Genomic DNA, 18,301 nt, shown 5'->3' with positions numbered 1-18,301 from the left:
AATGAATCATTCAAGGCTAACTAATATTTCATTTCACGCAATAGTTATGAGTTAGAAAACAAATTATTAGGTTGAATAATCTGAGTTTATCTTTTGTGTAGGTGCTGTGAAGTTTAAAATAAGTAAGAATCGTAGGAATTGAAGGTAACTGCTCAGTTGTAAGTGACACTATGATTTTGTACCTGGTAATGTCATCGTATCATTATAAAACACCACCTGATTGCCACCCGCGTACTTTGCGTTATACATGGCTTTGTCAGCGCACTGAATTAAATACTCTGCATCGCCATAATGTTCTGGAAATAACACAGCACCAATACTTGGCGAGTAAATAAGCTCTGCATCATTATAGATAAGTGGTTTACAGATTTCTGCTTTTAACTTATCAACGGCTTCTATCACGTCATTTTTATTCTTAACGCTTTTCAATACCACGACAAATTCATCTCCACCTAAACGGCCTACTGAGTCACCTTTTTTCAATACATGGCGAATACGCATGGCAATTGTTTTTAACAGCTTATCGCCCGCTCCATGACCATGGATATCATTAACTTGCTTAAAGCCATCAATATCAATAAATAACACGCCTATTACTGTTGAAATGGTATTCGCAATTGACAAAGATTCTTCTAATTGTGTGGTCAGATAATGACGGTTAGGTAAATCGGTAAGTGAGTCATGGCCTGCCATATAAATTAATTTTTGTTCTAATTTTTTTTGCTCAGTAATGTCATAAGCGATTGCCACTCTGACTTGTTTTTCTTTTGACCAATAAACTGACCACAAAACATGGACTATTCTGCCATCTTTTCTTACCCAACGATTTTCAAAACGTGGATCATCATTGCTAGACACTATTTTGTTGATAGCCTGAATTGTTTTTGCTCTGTCTTCTGGATAAACAAAGTCGAGCATCTGTCTATTAATAGCCTCTTCTGGTGCGTATCCGAAAATAGATTCAAAGGCTGGATTTGCAAAAAGCAAAGTACCTTTCGAGTCTACAACACAAACAGCATCTAATAAGAGAGTGATAATATCAGATAAATATTCCGATGTTTCTTGGTTCATACGCGACTAAATTGTTTGCTTTGCAATAAGTATAGACGAAACCAAGCAAGTGGCTGAAAGTTTAGGGCTTAACTGGGTATAACTTTTTACTAAGCCAAAGTGATATTGCGCTAAATACAGCAATCCCTAAGAAATCTGCAATTAAATCGAAAACATCTAAAGTACGTGTTGCCACAAAATATTGACTAAATTCTTCTAATACAACGAACGTGGAAACAATGAGCACCGCTAAATAAATTTCATGTCCAACAAGTTTGATAGTTTTAAATTTAAACGCAAGGTTAATGAATAAAGTCAGCAAACCAAACAGGCAAAAATGGCCCAGTTTATCGCCATAAGGAATTGCAGCAACTAAATCAAAAAGCAGTGATTTTTGCCCCGTATTTGCTAAATAAATTACCCAACCAATAAATCCAAAAAAGCTAAGCGCCATTAAAAACAGCAGTCGTTGCAACATCATCTTATTGCCCCATATGTGTTGTTAAAAACAGAAACTGATAAGGGATTACTTTATTCCAGTAATGCCAATCGTGAGAACCCGGACGCTCTATGTAATCGTGACGAATTCGCAGCTTAAGCATAGCTTGGTGCAGCGCTCGGTTTTGCTCTACAAAGAAGTCATCTACACCTATATCGAGCATGAAAGCGAGAGTATCAGCGCCTTTTTTCCACGCTGTGTTACCTGCAGCTATTTTATGTAAGTTATTAATAATGGCAATGTTATCCCACTTTTCTTGATTATCGGCATAGCCACCCAATACTTTTGCAAGGCCAAATTCAGCACTAAACGGTCTTACATCAACACCTGCCGAGATTCCCGATACTGCGGCAAAACGAGTTTGGTTATTAATGGCAATATGCAAAGCACCAAATCCCCCCATCGATAAACCTGTTATTGCACGGCCACTTTTAGACCGATTGGTCGAATAGGTTGTGTCTATATAATTGACTAAATCTTCAGCGATGTAAGTTTCGTATTGCGAACTTTTGTCGATGTCAGAATCGAGATACCAAGAGCCGAAGTTTCCATCAGGATTAACGATAATGACGTTATATTGATCGGCAAGTTTTTCGATATCTGTTAGTTTTGTCCAATCAGTATGGTTGCCGCTATAGCCATGTAATACATAAATAACATTGTAATTATTAGATTCTTGATAGCCATCCGGTAACGTTACCGTAACGGGTTTCTCAATGGCGGTTTGTTTACCCTTAAATGTGTGAGTTTCGGTTTGGTAGGCACAAAGTGGTAAGCTAATAACAAGCGAAAGTGTAAAGAGCAACTTTTTCATAATTAATTCCTTTTTCTTATTATATTTTCACTTCTCACAGAAGATGTAAATAACTGAATAGAGGATAGATTTTGATCTGAGTTTTTGAGCTAAATGAACTGCTAAAAAACCACTCAAATGATATAGTAGTGCTACTTTGATTTTTAAAAAGCGTCGTCTATGTATCGTTTATTTGAACGGATGACTAATCCGTTTCCGAAAGAGCAACCATCTCAACCACCTAATAGCTTATTTGCATTTTGTCGTCATTATACCCGTGGCATGGAACTCTCATTGCTACTGATGTCTTTAAGCGCAGCTGCACTTGCTATTTTAGAAGTCTCGCTTTTTAGTTATATGGGGCAATTAGTTGATTGGCTCGGTCAATACACCCCTGATACCCTTTTTGTTGAGCAGCAGGCTGAGCTTACAAAAATGGCAATTGTGCTGCTGGTAGTATTGCCCATAGTTGTATTTTTTCACTCAGCAGTGTTACATCAAGCGCTACTGGGTAACTACCCTATGTCTATCCGTTGGCTAGCGCACCGTTATTTGCTTCGTCAAAGTGTTAGCTTTTATCAAAACGAATTTGCTGGTCGTATTGCGACAAAAGTCATGCAGACTTCATTAGCCGTTCGTGAGTCAGTGATGAAACTGCTCGATGTACTAATGTATATCGTAGTCTACTTTGGTGCCATGGTATTTTTAGTCGCTGAATCTGACTGGCGTTTGATGCTGCCATTGTTAGTTTGGTTAGTACTTTATGCTGCAATTCAGATGTATTTTGTACCCAAGCTCAAAAAAGTAGCCAGCTCGCAGGCAGATGCGCGTTCAGAAATGACCGGACGTGTAGTTGATAGTTATACTAACATTTCAACAATCAAATTATTCTCGTATACGCAGCGTGAAGAGCAATACGCAAAAGACAGCATGGATGTGTTTTTACAGCCGGTATATAAGCAGATGCGTTTAGTTACCAGCTTGAACTTTTCTATCAATACTCTTAATTATTTGCTGGTATTTAGCATTGCCGCTTTGTCATTGTATCTGTGGTCTATTAGTGCCATCAGTGTTGGGGCTATCGCTATTGCAGTGAGTTTATCTCTTAGATTAAACGGTATGGCACAATGGATCATGTGGGAGATCAGTAGCCTGTTTGAAAACATTGGTACTGTTGCTGATGGTATGAAAACCCTATCAACGCCGATTGAAGTAGATGATAAAACAGATGCGAGCACCCTTAACGTTGATAAAGGGTCGATAAGCTTTGAGAATGTACAATTTAACTATGGTAAAGCAGCTAACGAAACCCATCGCGGCCCTGTTATCAATGGCTTAAACCTTGATATAAAACCAGGTGAAAAAATTGGTTTAGTGGGTCGTTCTGGCGCTGGTAAGTCGACCTTAGTGAACTTATTACTGCGCTTTTATGATGTTGACTCGGGCACTATTCGTATTGATGGTCAAAACATCGCAGATGTAAGCCAAGAAAGTTTACGTAAACATATTGCGATGGTGACGCAAGATACCTCGCTGTTACATCGCTCTGTAAAAGACAACATTCTTTATGGCAGGCCAGATGCAACTGAAGAAGAAATGCTCGCTGCTGCAAAGCAAGCTAAGGCACTTGAGTTCATCGAAGACTTAGAAGATAGCAAAGGTAATAAAGGCTTTGCTGCACAAGTCGGTGAGCGAGGTGTAAAGCTTTCAGGTGGTCAGCGACAGCGTATTGCTATTGCCCGAGTCCTTCTAAAAGATGCTCCAATTTTGATATTAGATGAAGCAACTAGTGCCCTTGATTCAGAGGTAGAAGCGGCAATTCAAACCAGCTTAGACGATTTAATGACGGGTAAAACGGTTATAGCAATTGCGCATCGCTTATCAACTATTGCACAAATGGATAGACTCATTGTACTTGATGAAGGTGGCGTGGTTGAACAAGGTTCTCACCAACAATTAATTTCACAAGGTGGCATCTACGCTGCCCTGTGGTCACATCAAACCGGTGGTTTTATTGGTGTTGAGTAACTTAGTTTTTGCTGTATTTAACTAGCGAACTGGTACTTGTATCTGCAAGCTAGTTATTTACAGTTTCAAATATAATTCAACCAGTTGTATGTAAATTTACAAGTACGCTGCTTGATTCCACTAATACTAAACGCTAGTATCGACCCTAATATAAACACAAGAAATTAAATTATGAAAAAGTATATTTTGCTTTTTATATTTGCAGCTAGTTTTCAGACTAAGGCAGATACGTACTATCTAGGTGCTGACTATATGCTCAGTGATATTGAAATTAGTAGTGAAAGTGCTAAACCAACTGCTACCTTCTTAAGAGCAGGCGCCAGCAACAATAATATGGCATTTGAGGCACAGTACTTAATATCAAGTGATGACGACAACATTTACAATTTAGAGTTTGAACTTGAAAAAAGCGCCGCACTCTTTTTTGTTATGCAATCTGATGTAGTTAACGGCTTTGGACTTGATATCTCATTAGGCTATGCAAAAAACGAAATGATCGTTAATTCAGCATCTGAAAAGCTCCCCACAAATTATAATTATGATGGCTTTGCATGGGGAGTAGCAGTTCACCAGCAGATACCTTATATCAAAAATACACAAGTGAGATTAGCCTACCAATCTTTATTTAAAGGAGACGACGTAGAAATCAGTGGTGTAACACTTGGCCTTACTTACCATTTTTAAATAGCTAATCGAAAGGATTTTCATGAACACGCAGTTGAACGTATCAAAACTTTTCAGTATCTCTTTAATTGTTAGCGCTATTTTGGGTTGCGGATCTGAAACTGACTCAACTCAGTTAGCAAAAGAAGTTGAACTTGAAAAGTTACGCCAAGAAGGCACTATCATTGAGTCACTTAGTATTGAAAACTACCAAGTTCGTTTAAAAGAAGGTGACACCCATCAATTGAAAGTAACGGGTATAGATTCAAATGGTGAATCTAGAGACGTAACCAATGAAATAACCTGGCAAACAAGTGACGAGAGTATTGCTAAAATCAATAGTAATGGCTTGTTAACTGCTCTAAAAAATTCGCCATCTAGCCAAGGGTTAATTACTATATCCGCGACGACTATAAATGATATTAGTGATGAAAAACAAATATCTATTGCAGATGTGGCGGCAGAATCAATTAATTTAAAACAAGTCATTCCTGCAACAGGCTCTATCAATACATGCACGCCTGCGAGAGTATCGGCCGATATAACCTACGTTGATGGATATACTGCATTAAATAGCTTGAGAGATATAAATCTAAGTGTCGATGAAAATACAACTGCCAAAATCAATCAGCAAGGCTTTGTATATACATCTGCTGCAGCTGTTGAAAGCACTGTAATTACAGCTGCAATTGGCAATGTTACCGATCAATTATCTGTTGTTGCAGATCCTAGCAATTTAAAAGAAATTAATGTTTCGTTTAATTCTGAACAAGACAGTGAGTTAAACATCAGCGTTGGAGATCGAATCCAACTTGCTGCCAAAGCGGTATATCAAAATGGCAATTCAGAGCAAACCGAAGACATTAGCTCAAGTATCAAGTGGTCTGCAATCAACAGTAACTTTATTGGTTTAACACCAAAAAGTATTGACGATAGTGATTCGACAGCTAGTTTTCTTGCACTTAAACCTGGTACCACGCAACTGTTAGCCGATTGTGGTACTAAGCAAAAGATTACAACAGTACAAATTGAAGGTGACGCTGAACTTGATTCTTTAGAAATTAATGATGGCTCTAGCGAGTATTCAATTTCTCCTTTAGGAACGATTGAACTCAAATTGTTCGCTAACTACAGCTCAAATCAATCATCTTTAAATGTAACTGAGTTTGCTAATTGGAGTATTAATAACAGTAACCTAGTAACGACTAAATTAGTGAATGCGGGCACAGCTCAAGCCGGCTACAGAGTTACAAGTACCTCAAATACATTAGGAACGGTATTGATCACTGTTCAATATGACACTGAAATTAGCAGTGTTTTAATAAATATCGAATAGTGACTTTGTCAATTTAAATAAATCTCAGGTGAGGCATTGAATCACAATACCTCACCACCCTTTTACAATAAACGTAAGCCTATTAATACCAACATCACCATGTTAGCCATTGCTGCAATCAAAAAGAAATAGCTGCGTGGACTTGGGTTCTTTTCTGTTGCTATCGCATAATACAGAATCATATGGATAAGCCTCGCAGCTACATATATCCAGATACACAAAGCAAATGCCATGCTATTCAAGTTAAGAAAAAAACCTAAAAACACAGTGGCTAAAAATAATGGGCTATTCTCTAGGCTATTCATAAAGGTGCGATGCGCACGAAACACAAAGCTATCATGACTTAAGGAACTGTCGAGTTTACCTGGCACCGCATTGGGTTGTTTTGCTTTAGTCACAGCTGCAACTATCCACTGAATAGTCAACATAATTAGATAAACATACACAGCCGAGTAAGCTGAAAAAGTGAGTTCAGGCATTTTCATTTCCTTTTGCTAATAACAAATATGCTTATACCTTGCAATAATCCAACCAATACTCCAGTTAATATAACTACCTGATTTATAATGATTAAGTATATTTAAAGCTAAACATGCTGTGCCATTACTACGTAAAGTGTATAAAAATTACAGTGTGGATTAGTTATAAGTTCAACACACTAACGCTAAGCGACTCATCTCTTTTACTTTACCATTGCGAATACTCTCTATACCCTTAAGATCTGCTTTGTTTAAACTGTTAATGCACTAAAAATAATAATAAAAGGTTTTGTCATGCGTTTAGGTCCCGGACTTCTTGTCACCGCCGCTTTTATTGGCCCAGGTACAATCACCACTGCAAGTGTTGCAGGTGCTAATTTTGGCTTTGCTCTTATTTGGACGTTATTATTCTCTGTTATAGCGACTATTTTGTTGCAATCAATGGCTGCTCGTCTTGGTGTGGCTACTGGGAAAGATTTAGCAACTGCACTTAGAACCACTATTCAAACACCGATCTTTAAAGTCCTTGCTGCGATATTAGTGATCAGTGCGATTGGTATTGGCAGTGCCGCTTACGAAGCGGGAAATTTGACTGGTGCAAGTATGGGGTTACAAGAAATTATCCCATCAATAAACCCATTGATCTGGACACCTCTTATTGCACTATTAAGTGCTGCATTATTATACACAGGTAAACATAAAGTAATTGAAACTGCACTGATTGTTTTAGTTGTTTTAATGAGCTTGGTGTTTATTTCAACGTTGGTGATGGCGGCACCGCCTCTTGGCCAAGTTATGAAGGGTTTTATACCTAGTCTACCTGATGATTCAATTACTACGGTGCTTGCCTTGATAGGCACAACTATTGTGCCCTATAACCTGTTTTTACATTCAGGTGTACTTGCCGAAAAACACGATAGCTCACAAGACATCGATAAAGTTATTAAAGAAACGAACCTTGATACCGGTATTTCAATTACTTTAGGTGGCATAATCACATTAGCCATTTTATCAACGGCCTCAGTGGCATTTTATGGGACTGACGCAGGTAAAATATCAGCTGCTAATATGGCCGTGCAACTTGAGCCTCTGCTTGGGGGTATGGCTCATTATTTCTTTGCTATCGGTTTGTGTGCCGCAGGCCTTACAAGTGCCATCACCGCCCCACTCGCAGGTGCTTATGCGGTATGTGGTATGCTTGGCTGGTCAACACAAATGAGCGATACACGGTTTAAGCTTGTCGCTATTGTTATTTTGCTTTTTGGTGCTTTTGTCGCATCGCTAGGGCTTGATCCTGTTGCGGTGATCATCCTCGCGCAAGCTGCCAATGGTTTATTATTACCTATTGTTACTTGTTACCTTGTTTGGTTAGTGAATCAAAAATCTGTAATGAAAGAGCATACCAACTCGATGTCAGTTAATCTGGTGATTGTACCTGTATTATTGCTGATATTCGGGCTAAGCCTCTATAAGCTTGTAAACTTGGTAATATAAACACTTTAAATACAAAAAAGGCCGCAATAGCGGCCTTTTCTCTAAGTGCTCGTGCGCTTATTTTGTATAAGCACGTGGCATCGCTGAATCAGTTGTATAACGTTCACGTAGTTTATCTTGACGCGCTTCGGTTGAAACCTCTTCACCGTTGATCCACATTTTACTGACGTGTGAATTAAGCTCAAATGGATCTGCAGACCACATTACAAGGTTGGCACGTTTACCCGTCGCAATTGCGCCTGAGTTTAAACCAAATACATCAGCAATGTTACTTGTAACAGCGCTTAGTGCACCTTGCTGGCTCATACCATAAGATACAGCATTACCCGCATCAAAGCGTAACTGGTATACATTGTGGCTAGAATCGCCCGCTACACCAATAATGACTTTTACACCGGCCTTTTCAAGCTTACCTGCGTTAGCAAGGTTTGCATGTAATGAATCAAAGCTACCCGGTAAGTTAGCCATTGAACTGATGATCACAGGTACATTAGCTTTAGCTAGCGTATCAGCCACAACAACCGCATCATCACCACCATGAATCACTAAATTAATGCCATAGCTTTGTTTTAACTTAACAAGTTCATAGATGTCTGATGCGCGCTGTACGCTTGCAATAAGAGGCATTTCACCAGCTAGCACTGCATCTAGCACTTTTTGTTCAGTCGAAGGCTCTTTTTTGTCGTCTTTTTTATCATCCTTTTTGGCTGACTTTTGACCTTCTAACTTGTCGATAAGTGTTTTCATCGACATAGCACGGGAACCTTTGCTCTTTTCACCTAAGTGAACAACAAGTGCAACTTGCTTTTTATTTACGCTGTCAAAGCTACCAGATAAATCAACAACAGAGGCAAGACCTGCAAAGATACTTTCACCACCGTTTGGTACGATTAGATCCTGAGTAATGCCGCCTTTACGTGCATAAGGAATTAAGCTACTACGTGGGTTAAATGCAAGGCTAGGATCGAAATCAATTCCTGCTTTATCATCCCCACCATCACGCGAGCCAGCAACAGCACCCACTTCCACTAAACCTAATTGATTCATTGTGCCAATAAAACCAGCGGTTACAATTTGACCTTTTGCATCAATGGTTGTATCAGCATCAATAGATGCAGGGTTGATTGCAACAATTTTACCTTCGTCAATAACGACGCTCGCGCCTTCTAGAACGCCTTGTTCTGTTGACGTGTGCAGTGTTGCATTAACAATCGCTACAGATGCAGCACTCGCAGTTGCCGAGACCAGGCTAGCAGCAACGAGAGACAGTTTTAATGATTGAGTTAATTTTGTCATCAATGTTACTCCTATTTTTGACCTAGCATGAAATCGCTTTGTGCTTGATATTTATCATCATTACGATCATAAACTTTGGCACCATCAATAAACACTTGTTCAGCTTTCGCATAAACACTGAATGGGTTTTGATTCCAAATAACCACATCAGCTTGTTTACCCGCTTCTAGTGAACCTGTTTTGTCATCAATGCCTAGTGATTTCGCAGCGTTTGATGTGATCCACTTGATTGCATGTTGTTCAGAAATGTTATAACCAACATCATTCGCACGGTACATAACTTTCCCTGCTTCTTGGTTTAGACGCTGAATTGTCGTGTCGGAATCTGAGTGAACCACTGCACATGAATTTTTAACTGCATCAACAATTGCTACGTTCTCTTGAACCATGTCGTAGGCTTCCATTTTAAAGCCCCACCAATCTGGCCAAAGTGCTGCACAGTTGCCATTTTCAGCTAATAGATCAGCAATCTTATAAGCTTCAACACCATGATGGAATGTACCTGAATGATAGCCAAATTCTTTACCAAGATCGATCATCATAGCCATTTCCTCTGCCTTGTAGCAGTGGTTATGAATGAGTATCTCGCCATCAAGAACACCCGCTAAGGTATCAAGCTTGATATCACGATGCGGTACTTCGGGGTTTTTACCCGCAGCATAATCGCTCTCGTATTTTTCCCATTGACGCTTATATTCTGCTGCTTCTATCCAAGCTGTACGATAGCCGGCCATATTACCCATACGCGTTGATGGTAAAACACCTTTACTACCATAAACACGTTTTGGGTTTTCACCACATGCCATTTTTAAACCATATGGTGCATCAGGAAACTTCATCCCTTGCATCGTATGAGAAGGAATATTTTTAAGCGTTACGCCACGACCACCAATCAGGTTTGCAGAACCTGGTAGAATTTGTAAAGACGTAATGCCCCCTTCACGAGCACGATTAAAACCTGGGTCCTGTGGCCAGACAGAGTGTTCAACCCACACTTCAGCTGTAACAGGGCTTGTCATTTCGTTACCATCTTGGTGAGATGCCACCGATGGTGTTGGATATGCACCTAAATGTGAATGCACATCAATAATACCTGGTGTTACCCATTTGCCTTGTGCATCAATCGTTTTATCAGCTTGAACTGATAAATCTTTACCAACTTGCTGTACTTTGCCATCAACAAAGAAAACATCTGCATCATCTAAGCGCTCACCTGTGCCAGTTAGTACTGTTGCATTTGTGATCAATGTGCTTTGTGATGCAAGAGGCTTATAGGTGCTTGGGTATGGGTTTTTATTTATGGTTACTTTTGGATCTTGAGGGCCATTGTCTTGGCAACCCGCTAACGCGACACCAAGCGCCATGACCAATACGGATGGAGCAAATTTTTGCATTATGTTGTTTCTCCTTTTTATTATTGAACCACTTTAACCAAATGTTAATTTCAATGCGAACAAACGAGGCAAGTAGCAGTTTATTGGGACGAATTACCTGTTTTGTTTTGCTCTATTTTTTAATGTAATTGTTATATAGCTGCTCTAAAGCACCTTCGGTAGTTAAACTCGGATCTTTGTTAATAAAATGCTTCACAGTGCGAGTTACAAAGTCTGAATTTTGTTTATGCTGCTTCGCAAAACTTTTAATCAGTGAATCAGCATCGTTTGCTGCTGTTACCTTCTCGTGGCGATGGCGATATTGGCTTAAAGCACGATTAAAATCACCGTTATAATCTTCAACCACCAGCTTATAGAATTCTGTTCTGTCTACGTTCAAATCGTTAATGCAGTAATTTAGCGCGTCTTTAAAGTCATAAAAGACTTTGCCTTGCACATCAAATTCGGCACGCTTTTGACGAATAGTTACACTGGCCTCTTCTGTTGCATAACTATAACCTTGAAATGCAAGCCGCTCTGCAGCCTCTGCACCTAACTTCATACCTGCTTTAATGCTATGTACAAATTCATCACTCATATCGTGAAGCTCACTTTCATGCCACATGTGATAAATTCTCAACGCTTTAGCGTATTTTGCTGAAAGTTTCTTTTTAAGCTTTGTCACTCGCCCATCAATGGTCAGTATCCGTTCGTTATGTAGTAACGCAAAACATTCATAACATGCTGGAATAGATATAAATTCTGCGTCTTCACCTAAATCTATAATGCTTTGTAGCATATGTAGTGGTGGGCAAAAATCTCGCTCAGTGGCTTCACAACCGCAATAGAAGCATTGATTAAAATGTTTTGATTCAGATGCATAAGCTTGTTGATAATAGCCTGCTAATTTCGTGGCCACTTGTACTCCTTATACTTTAAATAGCGCGACTAAAAAATGTAGAGTTAAAACGTAAATGTAACCATTACGTAAAAACCAAACCTTTAATACTAGCCAATAAAGATTTTTTAATAATAAAAATAGAAAAATATTTCTCGAATTGTGTCAAAGTTCACACTTAAAAATATACCTTATCAAGCGGTTATTTTTTGTTGTTCACATCTACATACTTACTTACAACTTGTCGATTTTCATTAACAGCAATTACTCTCGGTTAGCGCATACTTTAACTGTGCCCAGCAAATAGGAAGTGTGCAGTATCCAAAGCGAGGTAGCACATATGACGTGTCACATGGACAAACAACTGGAGAGAAAGATGAATACGTTAACAACAGCACTCGGTACAGCATTAATTTTAGGTTCTTCATTAGTAGCAACAGAAACAAACGCCGCACAATTTGTAGCAGCAGATGACAATGTTGGTACTCAAGCGTGTATGGCAATTGCTTCAAACAAACCATTAAACGTAATAAACACAATGCGTGATTTACGCTTAAGCAAACGGGTTATGACAGAAAAGCTACAGTGTAATGAAATGAGCACTGAAAAGTTTGCTAGCACCTATGGGTTTAATAAATCAGCAAGTTATTTAAATTTTGAAACAACAACAAAAACCAGTATCCAAGATATTGCTAAAGTATCTGACGATACAGTCATTGTTATTGCTGGTTCTAAATAATTATGATGAATTCTAAGTAGTAGGCCGATACCGGCCTGCTACATACCCTACCCCTATTATATTAACGCAGCGATAAGACCAAATAAGCCGCCAAACACCCCGCCCCAGATCACTAACCAACCTAAATGTTCTTTGATCATGGTTTGAATAATATCTTTTACCATAGTTGGCGTTAGTTCATTTAAACGCTCATCAACTAAACGCTCAACTGTACCATGTAATGACCCACCTAGATGAGAGTTGGCAAATAGCTTTTCATCAAGAATCGTTTTAAATTCGTCGCTCTTTGATATATCAATCACCGCCGCTTTCATTTTTTCAATGAAAGGTTCACGCATAGGCTCTAACGCATCTCGGCCACCAAACATAGACAGCATGCCACCAAATTGTGAGTTTTCAATGACCTCAATTAAAGAATCATAAGCCGGACTTAAATTAACTTCACTAATAACTGGCTCAAGATCAATATTAGGTTTCGCTAAAGCCATTACTTGATCAATTTTCTCTTCTGCAAAAAACTCGGTCATAACTAAGTTACGTATAGCAACTTTAAAAGAGGCAAATTTAAGAGTAATGACGCCTGATCCGTAAAGAAAAGGGACTTTTTCAAACAGCATATGAATTGCAAGCCAGTTTGTTACAGCCCCAGATAAGGCAAATAAACCAACCGTTAATACAACTGTTTGATCAAATAAAAATCCGACTAATACTAAGGCAACTGCCACTAAATTAGTGATGAGACTTTTATTCATCTGAATCCTCGTAAATTAATTACTAAACTTTAATAATATTAACGCCATGGGTTTGTTAATTCACCGTCTTTTTGCCATAGTTTAATTATATGGTTAAAAGGTGAACAGAATTATGTGGAATTCGGTGAATGAGCAGATAAGCCAAGCGATGCATTTTGAGTTTAAGCATACTTTTAAACGCCAGTTACAATCACCCAATAACGATAAATACTTCCATATTGGTGATGATCTACACCACTTCTTTGTTAAGGTAGCTCACTTAAGTGATTTAGAGCGACTCGAATGTGAAGCTTTTAATTTAGAGCTGCTCACGCAAGAGAGTTTATTTATGATACCCGATTGCATCACTACAGGTTGTAACATTGAGTATTCATTCATCGTTCTAGAATGGTTAGAACTTGATAAGCAACCACATTCAAATTGGTATCAAATGGGTGAACATTTAGCCATGCTTCATCAAAAACATACTCAAGCCATGTTTGGCTTTGATAATGATAACTTTTTAGGTCCAACTGTTCAGCCCAATCGATGGCACAGAAAGTGGGATGTTTTTTTTGCAGAGGAACGAATAGGCTGGCAACTGCAATTGTTACAAGAAAAAGGCATTGAGTTAGTAAACCAAGAAATGTTCATCGCCTTTATTAAAGATGCACTGCATAGCCATGTAGTGGAACCATCTCTACTCCATGGTGATTTTTGGCGAAGAAATATGGGGTTTTATAACACCGTACCCAGTATTTTCGATCCAGCTTGTTATTATGGTGATCGGGAATGTGATATCGCAATGAGCGAATTATTTGCTCCACTGCCTGATGCCTTTTACGAGGCATACAATGCCTTATACCCATTACAATCTGGATATGAGCAACGAAAACTCATCTATCAACTCTACCCTGTTCTTAACCATGCAAACATTTTTGCAGGACACTATCTTACTGAAGCAAAACAACAAATCGAATTACTCCTTAAATAACATTAAAATCGTTGTAAAACGAATGTCATAAACCGTTAATCGTGGCTATAGTTTACTTATAACGCGTTCAGATACAGGTGCTAGCCGCTTGTTTAGCGGTTAGTAAGTTATACCAATCTGATTAAATCTAGATTCATTTTTCATGGGTTAAGGTTTAATTCTGATTGCAATTTAACGAACTCAGGCATGCCTGATTAAGGTAAAAGCTGATGAAAGAACATTTCACACAACGTATTTCATGCCCTCATTGTGGCCACCATATACATGTTGCTCTTGATGCAAGCGACGGTGACCAGGATTACTACGAAGATTGCAGCGCATGCTGTAACCCGATCCACTTAAATATGCATATTGATTACGCACACAACAAACTAGAACTTTTCGTTGACAGCGACGACGAGCAAATTTTTTAATTTGCTCGTTTGCTATGTTCTTGTTGGGATAGGTAATTTTCTACGGTGTTTATAATGGTATAGGTTTGTTGATCAACTTCGATATTAAGCTTATCACCAACACTGTACTTATCTAAATTTGTGATTGCGAGTGTTTCTGGGATTAGGTGCAACCAAAAGCCCTGTTCATCAACTTCGCCAACGGTCAAACTTGCGCCATTCACACTAACAAAACCTTTGTAGAGTACGTATTTTTGCCAATCAGCTGCTAGTGATAAGTGCATTTTACAATTATTTTGGTCATGATTAATTGCAATAATTTCTGCCATACAATGAATATGACCAGAAACAATATGCCCTCCTAATTCTGTGCCAAAGGTAACTGAACGCTCAAAATTTACTGTGTCATGCTCAGTTAATGCACCTAAATTAGTTAGTCTTAGTGTTTCATCTATTACATCAAAATCAATAAAACTGAACTCTGCTGATTGTTTTTCAAAACTCACGACTGTCAAACAACAGCCATTAATAGCAATACTCGCCCCCACAGTTAAGTTATCAGCATAGTCATTAGCTACCTGTAAAGTAAGTCGTAAAATTCCACCTTCGTGAATCGCTTTTTTTACAATAGCTTGGGTTTGTACAATTCCGGTAAACATAGCAACACTTCTTTTCTTCACTAAATAGATAACTGCGATTTTTATTGATCTATGAATAGATTACAATGTTTGTCTGTTTTTTTAGTTGTGTGTTTTATATGCTTTTTTGTAGTTGGGAAGCCAAGCGCTTAATTTCTTTAGCCATCCCTGTGTTTTTGGCGCAAGTTACACTTATTTTAATGACTGTGGTTGATACAGTAATGGCAGGTCAAGTAAGCGCAACTGACTTAGCTGCTTTATCAATTGCAACTGGTATCTGGAACCCATTAATGCTTGCCCTTCAAGGGATTTTACTTGCGCTTACAGGAATTATTGCGCAATTTTCAGGTTCAAATGATAAACAAGGAATTAGTCATTATTTTCAACAAGGCTTATATTTAGCACTGATACTCAGTTTCATAGGTGTCTTAGTCGCTGGTTTTGCTGATAGCGTATTAAATCAACTGGACACCAGCGCTGCGATTACATCTCTGGCTGAGCAATATATTTACTTTGTTAAATGGGGAATGCTGGGCTTTTTGCTATTTAGCGTGTATCGCAATATTACTGAAGGTATGGGTATGACAAAGCCAGCCTTCTATATCAGCCTAATCGGTTTAGCTGTAAATGTTCCTGCAAACTATGTGTTTATCCACGGTAAATTAGGGTTTGATGCCTACGGTGGTGCCGGATGCGGTATAGCCACAGCACTTGTATTTACTTCTATGGCACTAACTCAAGTCATTTACTGTCATTTCAGTAAAAAAGTGAACGCTAAAGAACTCCTCGCTAATTTTGCATTACCAAAATTCTCAACAATGTGGATCATTACCAAAGTAGGTATTCCTATCTCACTTGCTACCTTTTTTGAAGTAACCTTATTTGCTTGTATTCCTTTATTTATAGCTCATTTAGGTGCAGTCGCAGTCGCTGGCCATCAGATTGCAGCTAGTGTAACCACCTTGCTATTTATGATGCCACTAAGTCTCTCAATTGCGATAAGTATACGTATTGGCAATTTATTTGGTCAGCAGCACTTTGAGCAATTAAGAAATGCAGTAAGAACTAGCTATATTCTGGCAGCTGTAATTGCATTTATGCTAGCCAGTATTACTTTCTTTGCTCGTGATATCATCAGCCAATTGTATTCAGATAATCCTGAGGTATTAGCACTTGCCTCTTCAATTATGGTATTGGCTTGCATCTACCAATTGCCAGACGCTTTACAGGTCTCAGCTAACGGCATTTTACGTGGATTAAAGCACACAGCCCCTATTGGCTACATAACATTTGTTTCATATTGGCTGATCGGATTTACGCTTGGATTCGTACTTGCTCGTACAGATTTAATTGTTCCAGCAATGGGCCCTCATGGCTTTTGGATAGGCATTATTGTGGGGTTAAGTGCCGCAGCGATTATGTTGATGTTCACTGTTCATAGGCGATTTAAACATGCACCATTTTTGCAAAACCAATAGCCTTCTAAACTCTATTATAGCTCTAGTGTGTGTGGCACTTATTGCCTGCACACCCTCTTCTGGTGATGTAAATCACACCTATGCGCAAAGACTAAATAACGTGCTTAAAACCGAAGGTTTTAAGCTATCTAAACCGAGTACGCTAACTGTTAAGCACTTCGCTTATGACGATGAATACAAAGCAACGATCGGCATGCTTGAACTTGCCCAGTTACGTCAGTGTAAGCTTGTAACTCTGATTGCTGAGCACAATAACCAGCTTGGCAAAACGGCAACACCCGCTAATATTTTGAGTTATCAAATTAAGTTTATACAAAACGCAAATAAATGCTTAGAGCGCATTGATGAACAAGATGAACTGTTTGAAAAAATAAAACTCACCGCAGCAAAAAAACAAGCAAACTTAGCCAACTACTTTAAAGCTATGCTGTTCAACGAAACCGAGTTTAAACAAAGCTGGCAGCTAAGTTCGACTTATATTGATGAAAATACGTCAGGTTTTAGCGAAACCGTGAGCGCATTGGAGCAGATTGCTAAATTAAACAATCAAATTAATACCGGCAAAATAAACGATATAGAGCCCGATAAAATCATCAGCCAACTTGAAGTGTTAAACCGTTTTAAATACAACAAGCTGTTAATTTCGGCGGCTCGAGCCCAAACACATTACAATCAACAATTAACAGAGCTGCTTATGCAGTACACAAATGATGAACTCTGTCCTGCCAACAAGAATAAACAAAAAGCACAAACGCTAAGTAATGTGTTTAAAAAGTTTTATTTGGAGCAGTTACAACCTTATCAATCATTCTTGGTGGGAAGATTAGAAACCCTACAACCACTTTATCATCAAATATGGCGTGACACTGAAATGAGCCCATTAGTAGATAGCGAAAGTAATGAGGCAATATTACGGAATCTTAAGCGCTCTGCTAAAAGCCATGTAACTTGGTGGCAAGGTTTTTATCGAGCGTGCGAAATTAGTCCGTTATGAGTAAAAAACCAGCACTTAACATAAAAATAGCTAAAGCTGCTTGATTCACACAAGCAGTCGCTATATATTAGCCTCCGTTGTTTAGCCAAGCTGACAACTTTTTAAATCAAAATACAACCGTAGCTCAGTTGGTTAGAGCACTACCTTGACATGGTAGGGGTCGGTGGTTCGAATCCACTCGGTTGTACCATAATTTAGGTATAACCAAAGGAAAGAGCACTACCACTCTTAATGGCCCGGTCCAAAGGTCGGTGGTTCGAATCCACTCGGTTGTAACATGATTTAGGTATAACCAAAGGAAAGAGCACTACCACTCTTAATGGCCCGGTCCAAAGGTCGGTGGTTCGAATCCACTCGGTTGTACCACTCTTGATTTTGACACTTCTGTACGACCGTAGCTCAGTTGGTTAGAGCACTACCTTGACA

General features: G+C 38.8%; 18 protein-coding genes and 1 tRNA gene. 10 read left to right on the top strand and 9 right to left on the bottom strand.

The features are described 5' to 3' along the window. Positions 1–168: 168 nt before the first annotated feature. From L1264_RS13050 to L1264_RS13040, 3 genes are all read right to left on the bottom strand, one after another. A complete protein-coding gene (locus L1264_RS13050; protein ID WP_135924380.1) occupies positions 169–1,071 on the bottom strand; it encodes a sensor domain-containing diguanylate cyclase in 903 nt (300 codons plus the stop codon). 61 nt (positions 1,072–1,132) lie between these two features. After that, positions 1,133–1,531 carry a VanZ family protein gene (locus L1264_RS13045; RefSeq protein ID WP_328247073.1) on the bottom strand — a complete coding sequence of 133 codons (399 nt, stop codon included), beginning with the start codon at positions 1,529–1,531 and terminating at the stop codon, positions 1,133–1,135. A gap of 1 nt (position 1,532) precedes the next feature. Continuing rightward, complete coding sequence (locus L1264_RS13040; protein WP_199526556.1) at positions 1,533–2,363, bottom strand: alpha/beta hydrolase; 831 nt, start codon at positions 2,361–2,363, stop codon at positions 1,533–1,535. A gap of 159 nt (positions 2,364–2,522) precedes the next feature. On the opposite strand from L1264_RS13040, the gene L1264_RS13035 reads away from it, so the two are divergent. From L1264_RS13035 to L1264_RS13025, 3 genes are all read left to right on the top strand, one after another. Next, the gene (locus L1264_RS13035) at positions 2,523–4,370 is read left to right on the top strand and encodes an ABC transporter ATP-binding protein (RefSeq protein ID WP_138556876.1); all 1,848 of its coding nucleotides are present in this window, start codon (positions 2,523–2,525) and stop codon (positions 4,368–4,370) included. Positions 4,371–4,541: 171 nt separating this feature from the next. Further along, positions 4,542–5,054: a porin family protein gene (locus L1264_RS13030; protein ID WP_135924377.1), complete on the top strand. Its 513-nt coding sequence runs from the start codon at positions 4,542–4,544 to the stop codon at positions 5,052–5,054. Positions 5,055–5,076: 22 nt separating this feature from the next. Next, positions 5,077–6,369 carry an Ig-like domain-containing protein gene (locus L1264_RS13025; protein ID WP_199526557.1) on the top strand — a complete coding sequence of 431 codons (1,293 nt, stop codon included), beginning with the start codon at positions 5,077–5,079 and terminating at the stop codon, positions 6,367–6,369. A 62-nt stretch (positions 6,370–6,431) separates the two neighbouring features. Here the strand turns inward: L1264_RS13025 and L1264_RS13020 are convergent, their stop codons facing one another. Beyond that, positions 6,432–6,848, bottom strand: coding sequence for an MAPEG family protein (locus tag L1264_RS13020; protein WP_199526558.1), 417 nt, complete (start codon positions 6,846–6,848; stop codon positions 6,432–6,434). Between the two features lie 294 nt (positions 6,849–7,142). On the opposite strand from L1264_RS13020, the gene L1264_RS13015 reads away from it, so the two are divergent. After that, on the top strand, positions 7,143–8,342 hold the full coding sequence (locus tag L1264_RS13015; protein ID WP_199526559.1) for an Nramp family divalent metal transporter: 1,200 nt from the start codon (positions 7,143–7,145) through the stop codon (positions 8,340–8,342). Positions 8,343–8,399: 57 nt separating this feature from the next. Here L1264_RS13015 and L1264_RS13010 read toward each other — a convergent pair whose 3' ends face one another. The 3 genes from L1264_RS13010 to L1264_RS13000 all read right to left on the bottom strand — a co-directional run bounded on the left by L1264_RS13010 (position 8,400) and on the right by L1264_RS13000 (position 11,930). Further along, positions 8,400–9,638 carry an amidohydrolase family protein gene (locus tag L1264_RS13010; protein ID WP_135924373.1) on the bottom strand — a complete coding sequence of 413 codons (1,239 nt, stop codon included), beginning with the start codon at positions 9,636–9,638 and terminating at the stop codon, positions 8,400–8,402. Between the two features lie 11 nt (positions 9,639–9,649). Beyond that, a complete protein-coding gene (locus L1264_RS13005; protein WP_135924372.1) occupies positions 9,650–11,032 on the bottom strand; it encodes an amidohydrolase in 1,383 nt (460 codons plus the stop codon). A gap of 112 nt (positions 11,033–11,144) precedes the next feature. Continuing rightward, positions 11,145–11,930 carry a hypothetical protein gene (locus L1264_RS13000; RefSeq protein WP_135924371.1) on the bottom strand — a complete coding sequence of 262 codons (786 nt, stop codon included), beginning with the start codon at positions 11,928–11,930 and terminating at the stop codon, positions 11,145–11,147. A 355-nt stretch (positions 11,931–12,285) separates the two neighbouring features. On the opposite strand from L1264_RS13000, the gene L1264_RS12995 reads away from it, so the two are divergent. Further along, entirely contained in the window at positions 12,286–12,648 is a 363-nt protein-coding gene (locus L1264_RS12995) for a DUF3718 domain-containing protein (RefSeq protein WP_135924370.1), read from the top strand. Between the two features lie 56 nt (positions 12,649–12,704). On the opposite strand, the gene L1264_RS12990 is transcribed toward L1264_RS12995, so the two are convergent. Next, positions 12,705–13,400 (bottom strand): DUF445 domain-containing protein, encoded by a 696-nt coding sequence (locus tag L1264_RS12990; protein WP_199526560.1) that lies wholly within the window; start codon positions 13,398–13,400, stop codon positions 12,705–12,707. A 112-nt stretch (positions 13,401–13,512) separates the two neighbouring features. Between L1264_RS12990 and L1264_RS12985 the strand changes: the two genes are divergently transcribed. Continuing rightward, positions 13,513–14,373 carry a fructosamine kinase family protein gene (locus L1264_RS12985; RefSeq protein WP_135924368.1) on the top strand — a complete coding sequence of 287 codons (861 nt, stop codon included), beginning with the start codon at positions 13,513–13,515 and terminating at the stop codon, positions 14,371–14,373. Between the two features lie 209 nt (positions 14,374–14,582). Beyond that, the gene (locus L1264_RS12980) at positions 14,583–14,786 is read left to right on the top strand and encodes a CPXCG motif-containing cysteine-rich protein (RefSeq protein ID WP_135924367.1); all 204 of its coding nucleotides are present in this window, start codon (positions 14,583–14,585) and stop codon (positions 14,784–14,786) included. Here the strand turns inward: L1264_RS12980 and L1264_RS12975 are convergent. After that, the gene (locus tag L1264_RS12975) at positions 14,783–15,424 is read right to left on the bottom strand and encodes a riboflavin synthase subunit alpha (protein ID WP_199526561.1); all 642 of its coding nucleotides are present in this window, start codon (positions 15,422–15,424) and stop codon (positions 14,783–14,785) included. The genes L1264_RS12980 and L1264_RS12975 overlap by 4 nt on opposite strands. A 98-nt stretch (positions 15,425–15,522) precedes the next feature. Here L1264_RS12975 and L1264_RS12970 point away from each other — a divergent pair, with 98 nt between their 5' ends. The 3 genes from L1264_RS12970 to L1264_RS12960 all read left to right on the top strand — a co-directional run bounded on the left by L1264_RS12970 (position 15,523) and on the right by L1264_RS12960 (position 18,065). Next, on the top strand, positions 15,523–16,881 hold the full coding sequence (locus L1264_RS12970; RefSeq protein WP_199526562.1) for an MATE family efflux transporter: 1,359 nt from the start codon (positions 15,523–15,525) through the stop codon (positions 16,879–16,881). After that, complete coding sequence (locus L1264_RS12965; RefSeq protein WP_199526563.1) at positions 16,856–17,875, top strand: DUF3080 family protein; 1,020 nt, start codon at positions 16,856–16,858, stop codon at positions 17,873–17,875. The genes L1264_RS12970 and L1264_RS12965 overlap by 26 nt, the downstream gene beginning before the upstream one ends. A 113-nt stretch (positions 17,876–17,988) precedes the next feature. Then, positions 17,989–18,065 (top strand) — tRNA-Val (locus tag L1264_RS12960). Positions 18,066–18,301: the final 236 nt, after the last annotated feature.

The sequence above is a fragment of the Pseudoalteromonas sp. APAL1 genome, from assembly GCF_021532475.1.
Classification (GTDB): domain Bacteria; phylum Pseudomonadota; class Gammaproteobacteria; order Enterobacterales; family Alteromonadaceae; genus Pseudoalteromonas; species Pseudoalteromonas lipolytica_C.
This window is presented reverse-complemented; position numbering and strand designations above follow the sequence as displayed.

Bases quoted from the DNA above. Each gene is read 5' to 3' on its own strand.
- L1264_RS13015 (WP_199526559.1), top strand. From the start codon at position 7,143: ATGCGTTTAGGTCCCGGACTTCTTGTCACCGCCGCTTTTATTGGCCCA.
- L1264_RS13005 (WP_135924372.1), bottom strand. From the start codon at position 11,032: ATGCAAAAATTTGCTCCATCCGTATTGGTCATGGCGCTTGGTGTCGCG.
- L1264_RS12975 (WP_199526561.1), bottom strand. From the start codon at position 15,424: ATGTTTACCGGAATTGTACAAACCCAAGCTATTGTAAAAAAAGCGATT.
- L1264_RS12970 (WP_199526562.1), top strand. From the start codon at position 15,523: ATGCTTTTTTGTAGTTGGGAAGCCAAGCGCTTAATTTCTTTAGCCATC.
- L1264_RS13025 (WP_199526557.1), top strand. From the start codon at position 5,077: ATGAACACGCAGTTGAACGTATCAAAACTTTTCAGTATCTCTTTAATT.
- L1264_RS12990 (WP_199526560.1), bottom strand. From the start codon at position 13,400: ATGAATAAAAGTCTCATCACTAATTTAGTGGCAGTTGCCTTAGTATTA.
- L1264_RS13040 (WP_199526556.1), bottom strand. From the start codon at position 2,363: ATGAAAAAGTTGCTCTTTACACTTTCGCTTGTTATTAGCTTACCACTT.
- L1264_RS12995 (WP_135924370.1), top strand. From the start codon at position 12,286: ATGAATACGTTAACAACAGCACTCGGTACAGCATTAATTTTAGGTTCT.
- L1264_RS12980 (WP_135924367.1), top strand. From the start codon at position 14,583: ATGAAAGAACATTTCACACAACGTATTTCATGCCCTCATTGTGGCCAC.
- L1264_RS13035 (WP_138556876.1), top strand. From the start codon at position 2,523: ATGTATCGTTTATTTGAACGGATGACTAATCCGTTTCCGAAAGAGCAA.
- L1264_RS13045 (WP_328247073.1), bottom strand. From the start codon at position 1,531: ATGATGTTGCAACGACTGCTGTTTTTAATGGCGCTTAGCTTTTTTGGA.
- L1264_RS13020 (WP_199526558.1), bottom strand. From the start codon at position 6,848: ATGCCTGAACTCACTTTTTCAGCTTACTCGGCTGTGTATGTTTATCTA.
- L1264_RS13050 (WP_135924380.1), bottom strand. From the start codon at position 1,071: ATGAACCAAGAAACATCGGAATATTTATCTGATATTATCACTCTCTTA.
- L1264_RS12965 (WP_199526563.1), top strand. From the start codon at position 16,856: ATGCACCATTTTTGCAAAACCAATAGCCTTCTAAACTCTATTATAGCT.
- L1264_RS13030 (WP_135924377.1), top strand. From the start codon at position 4,542: ATGAAAAAGTATATTTTGCTTTTTATATTTGCAGCTAGTTTTCAGACT.
- L1264_RS13010 (WP_135924373.1), bottom strand. From the start codon at position 9,638: ATGACAAAATTAACTCAATCATTAAAACTGTCTCTCGTTGCTGCTAGC.
- L1264_RS12985 (WP_135924368.1), top strand. From the start codon at position 13,513: ATGTGGAATTCGGTGAATGAGCAGATAAGCCAAGCGATGCATTTTGAG.